This is a genomic window from Streptomyces sp. NBC_00236 (assembly GCF_036195045.1).
Classification (GTDB): Bacteria; Actinomycetota; Actinomycetes; order Streptomycetales; family Streptomycetaceae; genus Streptomyces.
In genome coordinates, this window is the sequence record NZ_CP108100.1 from 1,432,527 (window position 1) to 1,449,367 (window position 16,841).

Here is a 16,841-nt window from a genome sequence, read left to right on the forward strand (position 1 = left end):
GAGCACGCTACGGTGCGTGGCCATGACAGATATCTCGATCATGGAGGTAGCGCGATGAGCTTGTCCCGACGTGGTCTGCTGGCGGCCGGCGGTGCGGTGGGAGCCCTCGCCGCGACGGCGGCGACAGCAGGACCGGCCGCCGCCCACGGCTCGCACGGCCACGGCGGTGGGCACGGCCGGGTCCGCACCGGCTTCGACCGGCTCGCGGCGGACGGCTACGCCCTGCTGAAGGGGCAGCGTGTCGGTGTGGTCACCAACCCCACCGGGATCACCTCCGATGTGCGCCACATCGTCGATGTGATGCACCCGGACGACCGGGTGGACCTGACCGCGGTCTTCGGCCCCGAGCACGGCTTCCGCGGCACCGCGCAGGCGGGCGGCTCGGAGGGCCGGTACGACGACCCGGCGACCGGGCTGCCGGTCTACGACACCTACCTGAAGAGCGGGCAGGCGCTCGCCGACGTCTTCACCGCGTCCGGCGTGGACACCGTTGTCTTCGACATCCAGGACGCGGGCGCCCGCTTCTACACGTACATCTGGACGCTGTACGACTGTCTGGAGGCGGCCGCCCTCGCGGGGAAGAGGTTCGTGGTGCTCGACCGGCCGAACCCGGTGACGGGACGGGCGGCACTCGGACCCGTGCTCGATCCCGCGTTCGGCACCTTCGTGGGGCGCCGGGAGATCTCGCAGGCGCACGGCATGACGGTCACCGAACTGGCGCTGCTGTTCAACGGCGAGTTCCTGGCGGACCGTCCGGCCGAGCTGGAGATCGTGAAGATGTCGGGGTGGTCGCGCTCGGACTTCTTCGACGGGACCGGGCTGCCGTGGGTGCCGCCGAGCCCCAACATGCCCACCCCCGAGACCGCGCTGGTGTACTCGGGCACCTGCCTGTTCGAGGGCACGAACCTCTCCGAGGGGCGCGGCACGACCCGGCCGTTCGAACTGCTGGGGGCCGAAGGCGTCGACCACACCTGGGCGGCTGCGGCCAACGCGCTGGACCTGCCCGGAGTGGCGTTCCGCGAGGCGTACTTCGCGCCGACGTTCTCCAAGTTCCAGGGCAGGACGGTGGGCGGGGTGCAGGTGCACGTCCAGGACCGCGAGGTCTTCGACCCGGTACGCACCGGGATCGCGCTGCTCGTCACGGCGAAGCAGACCTGGAGCGGGTTCGCCTGGCGGCCGGACAACTGGATCGACAAGCTCACCGGCAACACCCGGGTCCGCACGATGATCGACGCGGGTGCGGACACGGATGAGGTGGTGGGCGCCTGGGCGGAGGACCTCGCCGCGTTCCGCGCGGTGCGGAAGCGGTACTTGCAGTACCGGTGAGCCTGGCGGGCGGGCCCGCGTGCATGGGTGAACCATGTGTGCGGGCCCGCCCGGCCGGCTGTTCCTCGGGACAGCCCTCAGCGGTGCGCCGGGAACTCCACCACCTGCTGGTACGTCGGGCGGTTCTGCCAGTGGACCGCCTTCTGCGCGATCCCGCCCAGCGCCCGGTGGATGATCGAGTCGGTGCACCACTGCTCACCGGCCTTGCAGGTGTCGTCGGCCGGGTAGACCTCGGCCGCCGGCACCGCCGCCGCCTGCTTCAGCGTGGACAGCAGCGCCGCCCGGCAGCTGCTCAGATCGCCGTTGCCGCAGTAGGGCCTGGCCAGCGGCCCCTTGACCGGCTGCCCCAGCACCTGGCGCAGATCCTTGTCGGCGAAGCCCCACCAGCCGTACTGGAACGCCGAACCGCTGTGAGCGCCGCTCGGCCCGTGGCTGGCCGCCGGGGACTCGTCCGTGGCGAGGTTCGCGGTCAGCGCCCCGTACAGATCGTCACCCAGTCCCGGCTTGAACTCGGCCTCAATCAGCTTCGGCCACCAGGCGTCCATGATGCGTACGGCATCGGCGTAGGTGTACGTGTGCGAGCCCGGGCTGCTCTCCTTGCGCTGGGCTCCCGCCGCCCGCCAGGAGTCCAGTTGCTGGACCACCGCGTTGAGCTCCGGGTCGGTGACCGGCTGGGAGCGGATCACCTTGAGCAGTTCGGGGAGCAGCTGCTCGCCGCGCAGATCGGTGAGCGCGGCGTCCGCCATCGCCCGGGTGAGGGAGGCGCGGGTCACGCCGCCCTCCTCGACCAGCTTCGCGACCCGGTCGTCGAGCAGATCGGCCCGGTGCACGGCACTGAGCCCGAAGCCCGCGGAGGCGTACCCCTCGGCCTGCTTGTTGTTCCAGGAGACGTAGTAGTCCTGGCCGCTGGAGTGCGGGTGCTCGGCGAAGGGGGTGTACGCGGCGGTGTTGGCCGCCGGGTCGTAGCCCTGCCACTCGTACGCCTTCTCGGCCCGGACGGGCAGCGCCGGGTCGACGCCCGTCGCCCGTACCGGGTTCATGCCGCTGTTGTAGTAGGCGGCGGTGCGGGAGTCCGCGTAGAACCAGTTGAAGGCGTAGTCGATGTTGCTCGCCGCCCGCTGGAAGGACGCGGCGTCGGTGACGTACGACGGGTCGTTGAGCATCTGGAAGCCGATGATCGAGTCGGCCTCGTGCCGGTAGGTGGTGCGCAGCGTGGTGTACGCGACGGGCTTGCCGCCCACGGTGGCGCGGTGGGTGACGATGCCGTACCCGGTGCGCCACACCTGCATCCGGTAGGAGCCCTTCGCCGTGGAGTCGGCGACGGTCGGCTTCCAGGAGTTGGTGCGCTCCAGCTTCTCCATGGCGGTGCAGGCGCCGCGGTAGAGATAGTGGGTGGAGTCCTTGGTGGGCGTGGAGCCGTCGGGTTCGCACAGGTCGACGGCGTACGTGTCCGTGATGTCCTGGCCCGCCGAGGTGGCGCTCCATGCGTAGTCCTGGCCGCGGCCCATCTGGATGTACATGCCGACGCCGGCGAAGGAGACGCCGCGGGCGCTGATGCCGGGTCCCTGGAGTTCCTGGAGCATCATCAGCTGCGGGGCGAAGTAGCCGGTCTGCGGGCCGAACACGGCGACCGGGTTGCCGCTCGCCGTGTGCTTGCCGGACACCAGCAGGGCGTTGGACATGCCGCGCTTCTGGGCGCCGGAGCCGGAGCCGGGGAGCGATCCCTCGGGGATGACTCCGTCGTCGTAGATGCCCTGGGCCTTCCGGAGCGTGGCGGGGGCCTTGACGGGTGCCTTCACGTCGGTGCCCGCGGAGCCCGTGCGGTCGTGGATGAGCGGCTCGGTGGTGACGGAGCCGGGGTCCGGGAGCGCCGCGCCCACGGCCTTGCCGGGCTTGTTCGCGTACGGGAAGGCGGTGCCGTCGTGCACGGTCAGCACGGCCTCGGGGTCGTTGCGCTGCCGGAACGACTCCCAGACCTTCGTGCCCTCCTCGACGCCGTACTTCTGCTGGGCCGACAGCAGGGAGAGCGCCGCCTGCACCTCGCCGCCGCCACCGCCGCCGAACTGGCCGCCGACGACCGAGGCGATCGAGATCAGGTCGGTGAGCTTGAACGGCTGGATCTCGCCGATGTTGGTGAGGGCGTCGATCTTGCCGGTGAGGACGTACTCGCCGGGGAAGTAGCGGCCCTTCTTCGACTTCTCCCGGTAGGAGTTGATGCCGTCCACATAGGCCTGGGCATCCGCCATGGCCTGTTCGCCGCGGGCGCCCTCCTGGGTCCTGATGGACTCGACCTGGGCCTCCAGGTCGGCCTCGGTGTACGGGGCCTGCGGCCAGAACTGCTGCTCCAGGCCCTGGTTGGCCAGTGCGCCGCCGGCGAAGGAGGTCAGTTCCCCGCGCCCGATGTGGCGGAAGAGGTCCATCAGCCAGAGCCGGTCCTGCCCGGCCGCGAAGCCGGCGCCGAACTCGGTGCCGTAGCGGGTGGTGCCCTTGATGTGCGGGACGCCCGACACCTTGTCGCGGGTGATGGTGACGTCGTCGCGCGGCGAGGTGACGGACTCGACCTGGTCCTTGGCGACGCCGAAGGAGGCGTCGTTGAAGAAGTCGTTCAGCTTCTGGTCGGTGAGGCCCGTGTGCCCGGCGACCAGACCGTCGTAGCGGTCGAGCTGGTCGTCGCTGTGCGCGGGGTGGGTGCCGAAGGCCTTGTTGCCGAGGATCTCGACCAGGGTGGCGTTGCCGTTCTCGCCGGGCGGCAGGATGTCGTCGCACTGTCCCTGGCAGTAGTCGACGACGGGGGCGGGATCCGGCTCGGCGGCGCCGGCGTGGGGTGCGGAAGCCAGCAGGGACGTACCAAGGGCGAGAACGGCCGCGACGGTGGCGGCCCTTGTCCTGCCGGTGCGTACGGACATGCGGGTGCGTGGGGGCATGCGTGCTCCTCGGAGAGACCGTGCGCCGGAGGTTACCGACGGTATGACCCGTCGGTAAGGTGAACATCGGTCACCTTTTCCGAATCACCACATCCGTCGCATGACGCTTCGTCATCTCACTCCGTGGACGGAACGGCCTTTGGATGGAGCCGATCCGGGCAGGCGTACGTCCACTCAATGACGCCGAAGTACGGGCAACGGAGTACGAGCGACGGAGGTGGCGGCGCCATGGCCGGTTTCCGGAGTCTGGCGAGACAGGTCCGCGATCCGCGGAGCGATCTGGCACTGCGGCGGTACTCGCTGCGCAAATGCCTGGAACGCTTCGCACCGTACGGACACCGGGCGACCTGGGACCATCTGTGCGCCCGGCACGGAATGGGCCCCGAGGACCGGGCGCCCGACCCGGCGCGACTGATGCGCGCGCTGGACGAGCTGGAGACCGCACGGGCGGTCTGGCTCGGTTACGAGGCGGGGTTCGCCGAGCGCCGCAAGCAGGAGAAGCACGAGGGGCTGCGGCGGCCGGCCGCCTTCGACGACTGGCACCGGCACACCTGGGGCGGGAACGGGGTCGCGCGCTGCGAGGACCCGGGGGTCCATCCGGCGGCTCCGCTCGCCGAGGTCCTGGGCCGGCTGATCTCGGCCCTGGAGTCGGAGCCGGGCACCGGCTGCCCGGTGTGCGCACAGGCCCGCATCGTGTGGCGGCAGGACCTGGACAGCGAACCGTGGTCCGGCCCGGTCTGCGCCGGCTGCGGCATCGTGGTGCCGCAGCCCGTACTCACCCCGGACGCGCTGGCGAGGGCCAGGCTGACCCGGCTGGGCGACCTGGCGACGATCGCCTGAGGAACGGAGCTGCCCGTCCGGCGCCCCCGGCCGCCGGACGGGGCCACACCGGCCCGGCCGCTCACGCCTTGCCGGCGGCCCTGCCCTCCGGCATGAGGCGCGAGCCACTGATCCGCTCACCGGAGATGTCGTCCGGGTTGGAGAGCACACAGGTCTCCAACGACAGGCAGCCGCAGCCGATGCAGTCCGTGAGGTGGTCGCGCAGCCTGGCCAGCTGCCGGATCCGCTCATCCAGCTCGGAGCGCCAGGCCTCGGAGAGCCGGGCCCAGTCGTCCCGGTTCGGAGTGCGCTCCTCCGGGAGCTCGGCCAGGGCGTCACGGATGGTGGCGAGCGGGATGCCGACCCGCTGCGCCGCGCGGACGAAGGCGACCCGGCGCAGTGCGTCCCTCGTGTAGCGGCGCTGGTTACCGCTGGTGCGGCGGCTGCTGATCAGGCCCTTGGCCTCGTAGAAGTGCAGGGCCGAGACCGCGGCGCCGCTGCGCGCGGAGAGCTGGCCGACCGTGAGTTCATGGAGTGTCTGTGGGATCTGGGGCACTCATCGAACCCTACGTGGCCCATTCGCGCCCGGTCCGTCGTTGACAGGAACGCACCCGCCAACCATGCTGAGCAAGCGCTTAGACAGGCACCCGATGGATGGTCGAGAGCGGGAAGGCAGGGACATGGCAGAGCCGAGGATCTTCACGTCCGCGCAGGAGCTGCGTGACGGCGTGGGCGAGCAGCTGGGACACAGTGACTGGCTGGAGGTCGACCAGAAGAGGATCGACCTCTTCGCCGACGCCACCGGCGACCACCAGTGGATCCACGTGGACCCGGAGCGGGCCGCGGCCGGTCCGTTCGGGACGACGATCGCGCACGGCTACCTCACGCTCTCGCTGCTGCCGGCCCTCGTACCGCAGGTCATGCAGGTCGAGAACACCAAGATGGGCATCAACTACGGGACCAACAAGGTCCGCTTCCCCTCCACCGTGCCCGTGGGCTCCCGGCTGCGGGCGACGGCCGTCCTGAAGAGCGTCGAGGAGGCGGGCGGCGGCGTGCAGGTCACCGCCGTCGTCACGGTCGAGCGCGAGGGCGGCGACAAGCCCGCGTGCGTCGCCGAGTCGGTGTCGCGCTTCTACTTCTGAGCCGTACGCGGGCGTGGGTCCCGGCCCCGCGGGGCCGGGACCCACGCCCGCGCGCCGTCAGCGCCCGGCCGCGACCATCCGCAGCACGAGCCCGGCGTACAGCTCCCCCACCTCGTCCGGCGTCCGGCTGCCCTGCGCGTTGAACCACCGCGCCACGTCGATGCAGAGCGAGAGCACGGCAAGTGCGGTGCCGGGCACGTCGGACACGTCGAACTCTCCCGCCGCCACACCCTCGCCGATGATCCGGCGCACCGCCGCGTCGCTCCTGCGGCGCAGTTCGACGATCTCGGTGCGGTGCTCCTCGGCCAGCGCGTCGAGCTCGTACTGGACCACACGCGCGGTGGTGTGCCGCTCGGCGTGCCAGCGGACGAAGGCCCGCACGGCACCGGCCAGCCGCTCGGTGGCCGTGCCCTCGCCGTCGGCCGCCGACTCCAGCAGGGTCAGGGCGCGGTCGTGCCCGATCCTGCTGATCCGGTGGAGCAGCTCTTCCTTCGTCTTGAAGTGGATGTAGAGCGCCGCGGGGCTCATCCCGGCACGGCCCGCGATGTCCCGTGTGGTGGTCGCGTGGTAGCCGCGCTCGGCGAAGGCGTCGACGGCCGCCACGAGGAGCCGTCGGGCGGCCTCGGGCGTCACTTCGGACCACGGCGTGTTCTCGCCGTCGGTCTCCTCCGCCGTGCTCATCGTCGGTCGCCCCTCTCAGTCAGCAGGACGAACACCATACCCCGATCCTGAGCAAGCGCTTAGAGGTAAGGGTGTGGGGAGATCGTCAGAGCTTCTGGAAGGGGTCGTGCTCGGCGAGGATCTTCTCCAGCCGGGCCTGGTCGACCCGGCTGATGATCTGCCCCGCCTCCTGCCGGTCCCGGATGACCTTGGCCAGCGTGAAGGCGGACGTGACGAGGTAGAGGACGCCGATGGCGAGGAAGGCGCGCACCCACACGTCGGCGTCGAGGAAGTAGATTCCGAGCGTCACCGCCCCCATCGCGATCCCGAAGGACGCGACGGCCTGGCCGTAGAAGGCGGCGGTGTTCTGCTGCTTGACCGTTGTCGTCTCACTCATGTCGCCCAGCATCGGGCGGTATGGCGTACGCCACATCCGTCGGCGTACTCAGGCCGGTACTCAGCCGGCCGTCCGGGTCACGCGGGATCAGAAGGCGGACACCCCCGTCAGGGCGCGGCCGATGATCAGCTTCTGGATCTGGCTGGTGCCCTCGTAGAGCGTCATCACCCGGGCGTCGCGCAGCAGCTTGCCGACGGGGTACTCGTCGATGTAGCCGTAACCGCCGAAGACCTGGACGGCGTTGTTCGCGGCGCGGACGGCCGCCTCGGAGGCGAAGAGCTTCGCCTGGGAGGCGGCGGTCGCGAAGTGCTCGCCACGGTCGATCAGGTCGGCCACCCGCCAGGTCAGCAGTCGGGCGGCGTCGACGTCCACGGAGATGTCGCTGATGAGCTCCTGGACGAGCTGGTAGCTCGCGATGGACTTGCCGAACTGTTCGCGCTCCCCGGCGTATCCCACGGCCGCGTCCAGGGCCGCCTGCGCGATGCCGACGCAGCCCGCCGCGACCGACATCCGCCCCTTGGCCAGCGCCGACATGGCTATGGAGAAGCCCTTGCCCTCCGGGCCCATGAGGGCGCCGGCGGGTACCCGGACGTCCTCCAGGACCAGTTCGGCGGTCGCCTGGCCGCGCAGACCGAGCTTGCCGTGGATGGTGCGCCTCGTGAGGCCGGGGGTGTCGGTGGGCACCAGGAAGGCGGACACACCCTTGTGCCCGGGGGTCTCGTTGGTGCGGGCGAAGAGCAGCACCACATCGGCCCAGGTGCCGTTGGTGATGAACATCTTACTGCCGTTGATGACGTAGTCACCCCCGTCCCGGACGGCCCTCGTCGTCAGATTCCCGGCGTCCGACCCCGTGCCCGGTTCGGTGAGGCCGAAGCAGCCGACGGCGTCACCGGAGGTCAGCCGGGGCAGCCACTGCCGCTTCTGCTCCTCGTCGCCCCACGCGGCGACGGTCTTGGCGACCAGGCCGAGCGAGACCGAGACGATGCCGCGCACCGAGGAGTCCCCGCGGCCGAGCTCCTCGGTCACCAGGCAGTACGTCAGATGGTCGCCGCCCGAACCGCCGTACTCCTCGGGGACCGTCAGCCCGAGGAAGCCGAGGGAGCCCAGCTTCTTCACGATCGACTTGTCGACGTTCTCGGCCCGGTCCCACTCGACGACGTGCGGGGCGATGTCCCGGGCCACGAAGTCCTTGGCGAGCTGCCGGACGGCTTCCTGCTCCTCGCTGAGCTCCAGGTTCATCCTTCGACCCTCACTTTAATTAGCACTGCTAGTTTTAGGGATGCAGGGCCTACTATGTGCCGCATGGCCCGCCCGCGCAAGCCCCTTCTCAGCAGAGACCGCATCGTCGAGACGGCGAGCGCCCTCGTGGACGCCGAAGGGCTCGACGCCGTCTCGACCCGCCGCCTCGCGGCCGAGCTCGGGGTCAGCGGGCCGTCGCTCTACAACCACTTCCGCAACAAGGACGAGATCCTGGACGCGGTCGCCGACTCCGTCTCCGCGCAGGTCGACCTGTCGATGTTCGACGAGTCCGACACCCGCGACTGGCGGGCCGCCCTGCACGACTGGGCCGTCTCCTACCGTGCGGCGCTCAGCGCGCACCCGCACATCGTCCCGGTGCTCGCCCAGGGCCCCGGCCGCCGCCCGGCGGGCCTGCGGGTCGCCGACGCGGTGTTCGGCGCCATGGTCCGCGCCGGCTGGCCGCCCGCCCAGGCCACGTACATCGGCGCCCTGATGCGCTACTTCATCACCGGCTCGGCCCTCGGCTCGTTCGCCCGGGGATTCGTGGACGACGAGACGGCGTACGACCCGGCCGACTACCCGCACCTGGGCCAGGCCCATCTGCTCGCGGAGCGCCGCCAGCAGGTCGACGAGGGGGCCTTCGAGACGGGACTGCGGGCACTGATCGACGGGCTCGCCCTGCAGTACGCCCCGCCCGCGCAGCAGGTGCGGTAGCGCGCGGCGCCGGACCCGGCGGCAGAGCGCCGCACCGGGCCCACGACAATTCGGTGGGCACCGAACCGTCCTGGCTCTACGGTCGGCTCCATGACGACACCGCCCTCCTCCGCCACCCCTCCGGAACACCGTGACTGGCGGGCCACGGCCGCCGCCTGCACCACCGTGATCCTCTGGGCCTCCGCCTTCGTCTCCATCCGCAGCGCGGGCGAGGCCTACTCCCCCGGCGCGCTGGCCCTCGGGCGGCTGCTGGCCGGCTCCCTGGCGCTCGGCACCCTCCTGCTGCTGCGGCGGGAGGGTCTTCCCTCACGGGCGGTCTGGCCGGGGATCCTCTGGTCGGGGCTGCTGTGGTTCGGCCTGTACATGGTGGTGCTCAACTGGGGCGAGCAGCAGGTGGACGCCGGGACCGCCGCGATGGTCGTGAACATCGGGCCCCTGCTGATCGCCCTGCTCGGCGCCCGGCTGCTCGGTGAGGGGCTGCCGCGACGGCTGCTGCTGGGCATGGGCGTGTCCTTCGCGGGCGCCGCGGTGGTGGGGCTCTCCATGTCGGGTCACGGGAGTTCCTCGGTGCTGGGGGTGCTGCTCTGCCTGCTGGCGGCCGTCGCGTACGCGGGCGGAGTCGTCGGCCAGAAGCCCGCGCTCCGGCACGGCTCGGCGCTCCAGATCACCACGTTCGGCTGCCTGGTCGGCACTGCGGCGTGCCTGCCGTTCGCCGGCGCGCTGGTCTCCGACGCGGCCGACGCACCCCTGTCGGCGACCCTGAACATGGTCTACCTGGGCATCTTCCCGACCGCGCTGGCCTTCACCACCTGGGCCTACGCGCTCGCGCGCACCACGGCGGGCCGGATGGGCGCCACCACCTACGCGGTGCCGGCACTCGTGGTGCTGATGTCGTGGCTGCTGCTGGACGAGGTGCCCGCGCTGCTCACCGTCACCGGCGGACTGCTCTGCCTGGCCGGGGTGGCGGTCTCCCGGAAGCGTCCGCAGACTGGTGCGACGCGGAAGAATCCCGCCCAGCCGGTGGAAGGAACCCCTCATGACGCGGAGCGCCAAGCAGCGGACCGGCCGTAGGAAGGCGAAGGGGGCCGCCGGGTCTGCGGTGCTGGTGGCGCCGGGCCTGGCCCGTGACGCCTGGCGCGAGGACTACCCGTACACCTCCAAACTCGGCCGCAAGGCCTACGACACGTCCAAGCGGGCCCTGCAGATAGAGCTGCTCAAGCTCCAGCACTGGATCAAGGAGCACGACGAACGGCTCGTCATCCTCTTCGAGGGGCGCGACGCCGCCGGCAAGGGCGGCACCATCAAACGGTTCACCGAGCACCTCAATCCGCGTGGTGCGCGGGTGGTGGCACTGGAGAAACCCACCGAACGCGAGCGCTCCCAGTGGTACTTCCAGCGGTACGTGGCACATCTGCCGGCCGCCGGGGAGATCGTGATGTTCGACCGGTCCTGGTACAACCGGGCGGGTGTCGAGCGGGTGATGAACTTCTGCTCGACGTCCGAGTACCTCGAGTTCATGCACCAGGCCCCGGGGTTCGAGCGGATGCTCGCCCGTGACGGCATCCATCTCGTGAAGTTCTGGTTCTCCGTCTCGCGCGACGAGCAGCGCAGGCGGTTCATGAGCCGGCAGACCGATCCGGTGCGGCAGTGGAAGCTGAGCCCGGTCGACCTCGCGTCGCTCGACAAGTGGGACGCGTACACCGAGGCCAAGGAGCTGATGCTCTTCCACACGGACACGGCGGACGCTCCGTGGACCGTGGTGAAGAGCAACGACAAGAAGCGGGCCCGGCTGGAGGCCATCCGGCACGTCCTGCACCGCTTCGACTACCCGGACAGGGACGCGGCGGTGGCCGGGGAGCCGGACCCGCTGATCGTGGGTCCGGCCTCCCGGCTCTTCGAGCAGGGTGAGACCGAGGCGGGGCGGCTCACCGCAGGCCGGCCGGAAGACGGCTAGGGCGTGTTTCGGAAGTAGCGCCGTCCGCCCGGAGGGCGGGCTCGGCGGCGTCTGGTGCGTGCGATCGCAAGGCGGAGGGTCGCCCCGATACTGGTTGTATCGGGGTGATCCCGACAACGCGGCGAGCAAGGGGGCCTCCCCTGCTCGAGCGAAGCCGAGAGCTCGGGGAAGTGCCAGGCGTCGCCGAGCAGGCGGGACTTCCGAAACACGCCCTAGAAGACCACCAGGGCGCGCCCGCCCTTGCCTGCGATCATGTTGTCGAAGGCCGCCGGGATGCCGTCCAGCGCGATCCGTTCGGTGACCATCATCGAGAGGTCGAAGCGGCCCGCCCGGATGTGGTCGGCCAGCACCGGCAGATCGCGGGCCGGGTCGCTGTTGCCGTACACACACCCGGTCAGGGACCTGCCCCAGTGGAAGATCTCCAGGGCGTTGAACGTCACCTGCTGGTCCTTGCCCCCGATGCCGACGACCGTGGTGCGGCCGCCGCGGCGGGTGGATTCCCAGGCGCTGCGGATGGTGGCGGCCCGGCCGACGCACTCGACGGCCACGTCCGCGCCCTGTCCGCCGGTGAGCCCCCGGATCTCGCGGGGCGTGGTGGCGGAGGCGATCACGTAGTCCGTGGCACCCGCCCGGCGTGCGAGGTCCTCCTTCTCCGGGGAGACGTCCACCGCGATGATCTTCGAGGCGCCGGCGATCCGGGCGGCCTGGAGCACGGCGAGGCCGACGCCGCCGATGCCGAACACGACGACGGACTCGCCCGAGCGGACCTGGGCGCTGTGGTGGACCGCGCCGTACCCGGTCAGCACCGCGCAGCCGAGCAGGGCCGCGTCGGTGAGCGGGATGCCGTCCGGGGCGGGCAGCACGCAGTTGGCGGCGACCACGGTCTCCTGCGCGAAGGCGGCGACGTTCAGCCCGGGGTGCAGTTCGGTGCCGTCCGCGGTGTGGGCGTGGATGTTCGCCGCACCGGCCAGGGCGTTGACGCAGAGCCAGACCTCGCCGATGCCGCAGTGGTGGCAGCTGCCGCAGGACGGTGCCCAGTTGAGGACGACGCCGTCGCCCGGGGCGAGATGGCCGACGCCCTCGCCCACCGAGACGACGGTACCCGCGCCTTCGTGGCCGAGGACGGCGGGGACGGGCAGCCGCATGGTGCCGTTGGACAGCGAGAGGTCGGAGTGGCAGACCCCGGCGGCGGCAAGGCGGATGCGCACCTGGCCGGGGCCGGGTTCGGGCAGGGTGATGTCGGTGATCTCCAGCGGAGCTCCGACGGCGGACAGTACGGCGGCGCGGACCACGGACTGGCTCCTTGCTGATCGGGGGCGCGGACTCTGCGGACTCAAGGGGTCGTTCAGAACTGGAGGGACTTGGTCTGGAGGTACTCGGCGAGACCGTGCTCGCCGAGTTCGCGGCCGACGCCGGACTGCTTGTAGCCGCCGAAGGGGGCGAGCGGGTTGAAGCGGCCGCCGTTGATGTCGACCTGGCCGGTGTCCATCCTGCGGGCGAAGGCGACGGCCTCCGCGTCGTCGGCGGCCCAGACCGCGCCCGCGAGCCCGTACACGGTGCCGTTGGCGATGCGCAGTGCGTCCGCCTCGTCCTCGTACTTCAGGATGGAGACGACCGGGCCGAAGATCTCCTCCTGGGCGATGGTCATCTCCGGGGTGACGTCGGCGAACACGGTGGGGCTGACGTAGTACCCGGTGGCGAGCGGCGCCTCGGGGCCGCCGGCCACGACGCGGGCGCCCTCCTCGATGCCCTTCTCGATGTAACCGCGCACCCGGGCCTGCTGCTTGGCGTTGACGAGGGGTCCGACGCGCTCGCCGGGTACGTACTTGGCGACGGCCGCGGCGGCGAGGGCGACGGCCTCCTCGTACCGCTCGGCGTCCACCAGCATCCGGGTCCAGGCGCTGCACGTCTGGCCGGAGTTGGACATCACGTTGGCGATGCCGACGTTGACCGCCTTGGCCAGGTCGGCCGAGGGCAGGATGACGTTGGCGGACTTGCCGCCGAGCTCCAGCGCGACGCGCTTGACCGCACCGCCCGCCGTGGCACCGATCTGCCGGCCGACCGCGGTGGAGCCGGTGAAGGAGACCAGGTCGACGTCCTCGTGCTCGGCGAGCGCCTGTCCGGCGACCGGGCCGAGGCCGGTGACCAGGTTGAAGACACCGGCGGGCAGACCGGCCTCCTCGGTGGCCTCGGCGAAGAGCTGCGCGGTGAGCGGGGTGTCCTCGGCGGGCTTGAGGACGACGGTGCAGCCGGCGGCGAGCGCGGGGGCCACCTTGGCGACGATCTGGTGCAGCGGGTAGTTCCACGGGGTGATCGCGCCGACCACGCCGACGGGCTCCAGGAAGACGGTGGAGTTGCCGTGCCGCTGCTCGAAGGCGTACGTGGCGGCCAGTTCGGCGTACGAACCTGCGACCAGCACCGGCACACCCGCGTGCACCATCTGCGAGAGCGGCAGCGGCGAGCCCAGTTCCGCGGTGACCGTCTCGGCGATCTCGTCCTTGCGGGCGGCCAGCACATCGCGCAGCGCGCCGATCCGGGCGGCCCGCTCGGCGGGCGGGGTCGCGGCCCAGCCGGGGAACGCGGCGCGGGCGGCACGTACCGCGGCGTCGACGTCCTCGGCGGTGCCCGCAGGGACGTGCGCGATGACCTGCTCGTCCGCCGGGTTCACCACCGCGACGGTGTCGGTGCCGGCGGCGGGCCGCCATGCGCCGCCGATGTACATACCGTCATGGGCCTTCATGGCTGTTCCTCCCGGACGCGGTGACGGACGAGGTCGTCCGTGCCCTAAACTAGCGCCGTTAGTTTTCTGGCGCCAGAGACGTCCGTCACGTGCCGGGGCCCGCCCGTCGCCCGGGGGAGGCGAGCGGCGGGCCGGCCCCGGTATACCGCCGCCCTACACCTCCAGGCCCGGGACGTCCTTCGGCAGCGGGCAGATCCGGCGGCCCTGGTGGTCGAAGACGTACAGGTGCGCCAGGTCGACCAGGAGCGGGACCTGGCCCCCGGTGCGCAGTCGCATGTCCGGACCCGTGCGGACGACGAGGTCGCTGGAGGTGACCGCGGGGCGGTCGGGGCTGTGCACGCCCGGCGGAAACGGATCGTTCGCCGGGTCGTCGAGGACGGCGACGGACGATCCCGTCAGCCCGGTGGCGCGCTCCCTGAGGCGCTCCAGGACGCCGACCCCGCCCTGGCCGCCACGGCGTCTGCGTAGGGCGCCGCGGTCCGGGCGGGCCGATTCCAGGTCCGGCACCACCGCGGGCTGCGAACCGGTGTTGAGGTGGACGAGCGCCTCGTGCCCCTGGTACTCGACGTGCTCGACGATGCCGCTGAGCGCGACCTCGCCGGGGCGGGCCTGGCTGGGCGGGGCGATCCGGACCGCCTCGGAGCGCAGTCCCACGATGATGCGCCGGCCCTGCTGGATGCGGAGCAACTGGTGGTCGGGGCTGAGGGGTTCGGGCAGCGGCAGGCGCTGGCGGCCGAGGTCGATCGACATCCGGCCCTCCAGCGGTGCGTGCACGACGGCCTGCAGCAGGTTGATCCGCGGCGTGCCGATGAACGCGGCGACGAACACGTTCTCCGGCAGCGAGTACACCTCGCGCGGCGGGCTGACCTGCTGGAGCACTCCCCCGCGCATGACGGCGACCCGGTGGCCCAGGGACATCGCCTCGGCCTGGTCGTGCGTCACGTAGACCGTGGTGACGCCGAGTTCCTTGGTGAGCTGGGATATCTCGGCCCGCAGATGGTTGCGGAGCTTCGCGTCGAGGTTGGAGAGCGGCTCGTCCATGAGGAACGCCGAGGGCTGACGCGAGATCGCCCGGCCCATGGCGACCCGCTGGCGCTCGCCACCGGAGAGCTGGCCGGGCAGACGGTCCAGGACGCTCTCGATGCCGAGCATCCTGGCCGTGTTCTCGATGCGCTCGTTGTGGTCCTGGCGGGGGTTCTCCAGCTTCAGCGGGAAACCGATGTTGGCCCGGTTGGTCATGGTCGGGTAGAGCGCGAAGTTCTGGAAGACCATGGCCATGCCGCGTTCGCGCGGGGTCAGGTGGTTGGCCGGTTCACCGTCTAGCAGGATCTCGCCCTCGGTGGCGTCCTCCAGGCCGGCGATCATGCGGAGCACGGTCGACTTGCCGCACCCCGAGGGGCCCAGCAGGACGACGAACTCGCCCGGGTCGATGGAGAGCGAGAGGCGGTCCACGGCACGCGAGGAGCGTCCGTAGGCCTTGCTTACGTTGTTCAGAATGATGGCGCGAGTCATGTGGTTCCGCCCGGGAGGATGAAGGTGGAGCGGTGGGGAGCGGCAGCAGTGGCCTGAAATTAACCCACTGCGCAGGGTGAGGGAATGACTCGCGCAAAGGTTGCGACGTATGGGGACTGCGGAGACCTAAGTGTCAGGTGGGATTCCGGTTGAGGCCGGCCCGCGCCGGCCCGCCCTCGGGAACGGCCGGATCCGGTTCCGGGGCCCCGCTCCGGCGCGGTGCACGGCCGTCCCTGCCGCGTGCGCCGAGGCCGGCGGCCACGATCAGCAGCGCGCCGAGCATGACGAACGGGGCGGCGGTGCCCGCCACTCCGGCGACGAGACCCGCGGCGGCGGGCGTCGCCACCTGGCCGAGCCGGTTGCCGGTCAGCCGCAGGGCGAGGGCGGTGGAGCGGGCGGCCGCCGGGGCGGCCTGGACCACGGTGGTCATCGACAGCGGCTGCCCGGCTCCGAGGCAGAAACCGAGGACGGCGAGCATCAGGGCCAGCACCGGTACCGGGACGGGGAGGGCGATGGCGGCGCAGAGCAGTCCGGCCAGCAGGCAGGTGGAGGCGAGCAGGCCGGCCCGGCCCAGCGCCCGGAGCATCGGGGTCATCACCAGCCGGCAGGCGATGGTGGCGGCGGCGCGCAGGCTGAGCAGCAGGCCGACCGTGGCGGGGGCGATGCCCCGGTGTTCGCCGACGACGGGCAGATACGCGGTGAGGATGTCGGTCGCGGAGAGCACGGCGAGGCTGATGAAGATCCCGGCGGGGACTCCGCGAGCCCGCAGAATGCCGCCCACGGGCACCTTGGCCGCCGTGGTCCGGCCGCGGCGCGCGGGGGCCGTCCGGTGCTCGATGCGCCAGAGCGAGGTGAAGGAGACGGCGGCGACGGCGGCCGAGACCAGCAGGGCGAGTGCACTGGTACGCCCCATGGCACCGTCGCGTTCGGAGATCAGGTACCCGGCGGCTATCGGCCCGATGAGCTGGCCGAGGGAGGCACCGATGGTGAAGTGGCCGAAGTTGCGGTCCTGTTCGGCCGGGGCGGACTGGCGGGCGACGATCGACTGCGCGCCGATCACGAAGCAGAGGTGACCGAGCCCCATCACTCCGCTCCAGGCCGCCATCGCGGTCAGGGATCCGGCCCGGCCGCTGAGGGCGCAGCCTCCCGCGATCAGGACGACGCCGAGCGGCAGCAGCGGTGCGCATCTTCCGTGGTCCGTCCGGCGTCCCAGCGGTACGGCGGCGAAGAGCGGGAGGAGCGCGTACACCCCGGTGATGACGCCGATCGCCCGTTCGTCCGCACCCAGCGCCAGGGCCCGGTAGGAGACGGCGGGCCGCGCCATCGACACCGCCCCCTGCGCGAAGGCGAAGGCGATGACGAGGCGCAGCAGCCAGCTCCGGCCGGGCCCGGTGGTGTCGGTCGTGGTCACGTT

15 protein-coding genes are annotated in these 16,841 nt (G+C 71.5%); 6 read left to right on the top strand and 9 right to left on the bottom strand.

Annotated elements, in window-relative coordinates:
* Positions 1-54 precede the first annotated feature (54 nt).
* Positions 55-1,326, top strand: a complete 1,272-nt coding sequence (locus OG446_RS06285) for an exo-beta-N-acetylmuramidase NamZ family protein (protein ID WP_328893087.1) — start codon at positions 55-57, stop codon at positions 1,324-1,326.
* Positions 1,327-1,403: 77 nt separating this feature from the next.
* Here OG446_RS06285 and OG446_RS06290 read toward each other — a convergent pair whose 3' ends face one another.
* Positions 1,404-4,250, bottom strand: a complete 2,847-nt coding sequence (locus OG446_RS06290) for a penicillin acylase family protein (protein ID WP_328893088.1) — start codon at positions 4,248-4,250, stop codon at positions 1,404-1,406.
* Positions 4,251-4,478: 228 nt separating this feature from the next.
* On the opposite strand from OG446_RS06290, the gene OG446_RS06295 reads away from it, so the two are divergent.
* Positions 4,479-5,090, top strand: a complete 612-nt coding sequence (locus OG446_RS06295) for a hypothetical protein (RefSeq protein WP_328893089.1) — start codon at positions 4,479-4,481, stop codon at positions 5,088-5,090.
* Positions 5,091-5,151: 61 nt separating this feature from the next.
* On the opposite strand, the gene soxR is transcribed toward OG446_RS06295, so the two are convergent.
* The gene (gene soxR / locus OG446_RS06300; protein WP_328893090.1) at positions 5,152-5,625 is read right to left on the bottom strand and encodes a redox-sensitive transcriptional activator SoxR; all 474 of its coding nucleotides are present in this window, start codon (positions 5,623-5,625) and stop codon (positions 5,152-5,154) included.
* Positions 5,626-5,749: 124 nt separating this feature from the next.
* Here soxR and OG446_RS06305 point away from each other — a divergent pair, with 124 nt between their 5' ends.
* Entirely contained in the window at positions 5,750-6,211 is a 462-nt protein-coding gene (locus OG446_RS06305) for a MaoC family dehydratase (protein WP_328893091.1), read from the top strand.
* Positions 6,212-6,268: 57 nt separating this feature from the next.
* On the opposite strand, the gene OG446_RS06310 is transcribed toward OG446_RS06305, so the two are convergent.
* The 3 genes from OG446_RS06310 to OG446_RS06320 form a co-directional block, all read right to left on the bottom strand.
* The gene (locus tag OG446_RS06310; protein WP_148016098.1) at positions 6,269-6,892 is read right to left on the bottom strand and encodes a TetR/AcrR family transcriptional regulator; all 624 of its coding nucleotides are present in this window, start codon (positions 6,890-6,892) and stop codon (positions 6,269-6,271) included.
* Between the two features lie 85 nt (positions 6,893-6,977).
* Positions 6,978-7,268 carry a YiaA/YiaB family inner membrane protein gene (locus tag OG446_RS06315; protein ID WP_148016097.1) on the bottom strand — a complete coding sequence of 97 codons (291 nt, stop codon included), beginning with the start codon at positions 7,266-7,268 and terminating at the stop codon, positions 6,978-6,980.
* Between the two features lie 87 nt (positions 7,269-7,355).
* Positions 7,356-8,507 carry an acyl-CoA dehydrogenase family protein gene (locus OG446_RS06320; protein WP_328893092.1) on the bottom strand — a complete coding sequence of 384 codons (1,152 nt, stop codon included), beginning with the start codon at positions 8,505-8,507 and terminating at the stop codon, positions 7,356-7,358.
* A 63-nt stretch (positions 8,508-8,570) separates the two neighbouring features.
* On the opposite strand from OG446_RS06320, the gene OG446_RS06325 reads away from it, so the two are divergent.
* The 3 genes from OG446_RS06325 to ppk2 all read left to right on the top strand — a co-directional run bounded on the left by OG446_RS06325 (position 8,571) and on the right by ppk2 (position 11,175).
* Positions 8,571-9,221 carry a TetR/AcrR family transcriptional regulator gene (locus OG446_RS06325; protein ID WP_328893093.1) on the top strand — a complete coding sequence of 217 codons (651 nt, stop codon included), beginning with the start codon at positions 8,571-8,573 and terminating at the stop codon, positions 9,219-9,221.
* 90 nt (positions 9,222-9,311) lie between these two features.
* Positions 9,312-10,292: a DMT family transporter gene (locus OG446_RS06330; RefSeq protein WP_328893094.1), complete on the top strand. Its 981-nt coding sequence runs from the start codon at positions 9,312-9,314 to the stop codon at positions 10,290-10,292.
* Positions 10,258-11,175, top strand: a complete 918-nt coding sequence (gene ppk2, locus OG446_RS06335) for a polyphosphate kinase 2 (RefSeq protein WP_328893095.1) — start codon at positions 10,258-10,260, stop codon at positions 11,173-11,175. The genes OG446_RS06330 and ppk2 overlap by 35 nt, the downstream gene beginning before the upstream one ends.
* Positions 11,176-11,387: 212 nt before the next feature.
* On the opposite strand, the gene OG446_RS06340 is transcribed toward ppk2, so the two are convergent.
* The 4 genes from OG446_RS06340 to OG446_RS06355 form a co-directional block, all read right to left on the bottom strand.
* A complete protein-coding gene (locus OG446_RS06340; RefSeq protein ID WP_328893096.1) occupies positions 11,388-12,467 on the bottom strand; it encodes a Zn-dependent alcohol dehydrogenase in 1,080 nt (359 codons plus the stop codon).
* 53 nt (positions 12,468-12,520) lie between these two features.
* Entirely contained in the window at positions 12,521-13,915 is a 1,395-nt protein-coding gene (locus OG446_RS06345) for an aldehyde dehydrogenase family protein (RefSeq protein ID WP_328893097.1), read from the bottom strand.
* A 153-nt stretch (positions 13,916-14,068) separates the two neighbouring features.
* Positions 14,069-15,427 (bottom strand): ABC transporter ATP-binding protein, encoded by a 1,359-nt coding sequence (locus OG446_RS06350; protein WP_328893098.1) that lies wholly within the window; start codon positions 15,425-15,427, stop codon positions 14,069-14,071.
* Between the two features lie 133 nt (positions 15,428-15,560).
* Positions 15,561-16,838, bottom strand: coding sequence for an MFS transporter (locus OG446_RS06355; RefSeq protein ID WP_328893099.1), 1,278 nt, complete (start codon positions 16,836-16,838; stop codon positions 15,561-15,563).
* Positions 16,839-16,841: the final 3 nt, after the last annotated feature.

What these genes read in the sequence shown, in the direction of transcription:
- OG446_RS06345 (WP_328893097.1), bottom strand. Translation starts at nt 13,915, where the DNA reads ATGAAGGCCCATGACGGTATGTACATCGGCGGCGCATGGCGGCCCGCC.
- ppk2 (WP_328893095.1), top strand. Translation starts at nt 10,258, where the DNA reads ATGACGCGGAGCGCCAAGCAGCGGACCGGCCGTAGGAAGGCGAAGGGG.
- OG446_RS06290 (WP_328893088.1), bottom strand. Translation starts at nt 4,250, where the DNA reads ATGCCCCCACGCACCCGCATGTCCGTACGCACCGGCAGGACAAGGGCC.
- OG446_RS06325 (WP_328893093.1), top strand. Translation starts at nt 8,571, where the DNA reads ATGGCCCGCCCGCGCAAGCCCCTTCTCAGCAGAGACCGCATCGTCGAG.
- OG446_RS06350 (WP_328893098.1), bottom strand. Translation starts at nt 15,427, where the DNA reads ATGACTCGCGCCATCATTCTGAACAACGTAAGCAAGGCCTACGGACGC.
- OG446_RS06310 (WP_148016098.1), bottom strand. Translation starts at nt 6,892, where the DNA reads ATGAGCACGGCGGAGGAGACCGACGGCGAGAACACGCCGTGGTCCGAA.
- OG446_RS06320 (WP_328893092.1), bottom strand. Translation starts at nt 8,507, where the DNA reads ATGAACCTGGAGCTCAGCGAGGAGCAGGAAGCCGTCCGGCAGCTCGCC.
- OG446_RS06295 (WP_328893089.1), top strand. Translation starts at nt 4,479, where the DNA reads ATGGCCGGTTTCCGGAGTCTGGCGAGACAGGTCCGCGATCCGCGGAGC.
- OG446_RS06305 (WP_328893091.1), top strand. Translation starts at nt 5,750, where the DNA reads ATGGCAGAGCCGAGGATCTTCACGTCCGCGCAGGAGCTGCGTGACGGC.
- OG446_RS06330 (WP_328893094.1), top strand. Translation starts at nt 9,312, where the DNA reads ATGACGACACCGCCCTCCTCCGCCACCCCTCCGGAACACCGTGACTGG.
- OG446_RS06315 (WP_148016097.1), bottom strand. Translation starts at nt 7,268, where the DNA reads ATGAGTGAGACGACAACGGTCAAGCAGCAGAACACCGCCGCCTTCTAC.
- OG446_RS06285 (WP_328893087.1), top strand. Translation starts at nt 55, where the DNA reads ATGAGCTTGTCCCGACGTGGTCTGCTGGCGGCCGGCGGTGCGGTGGGA.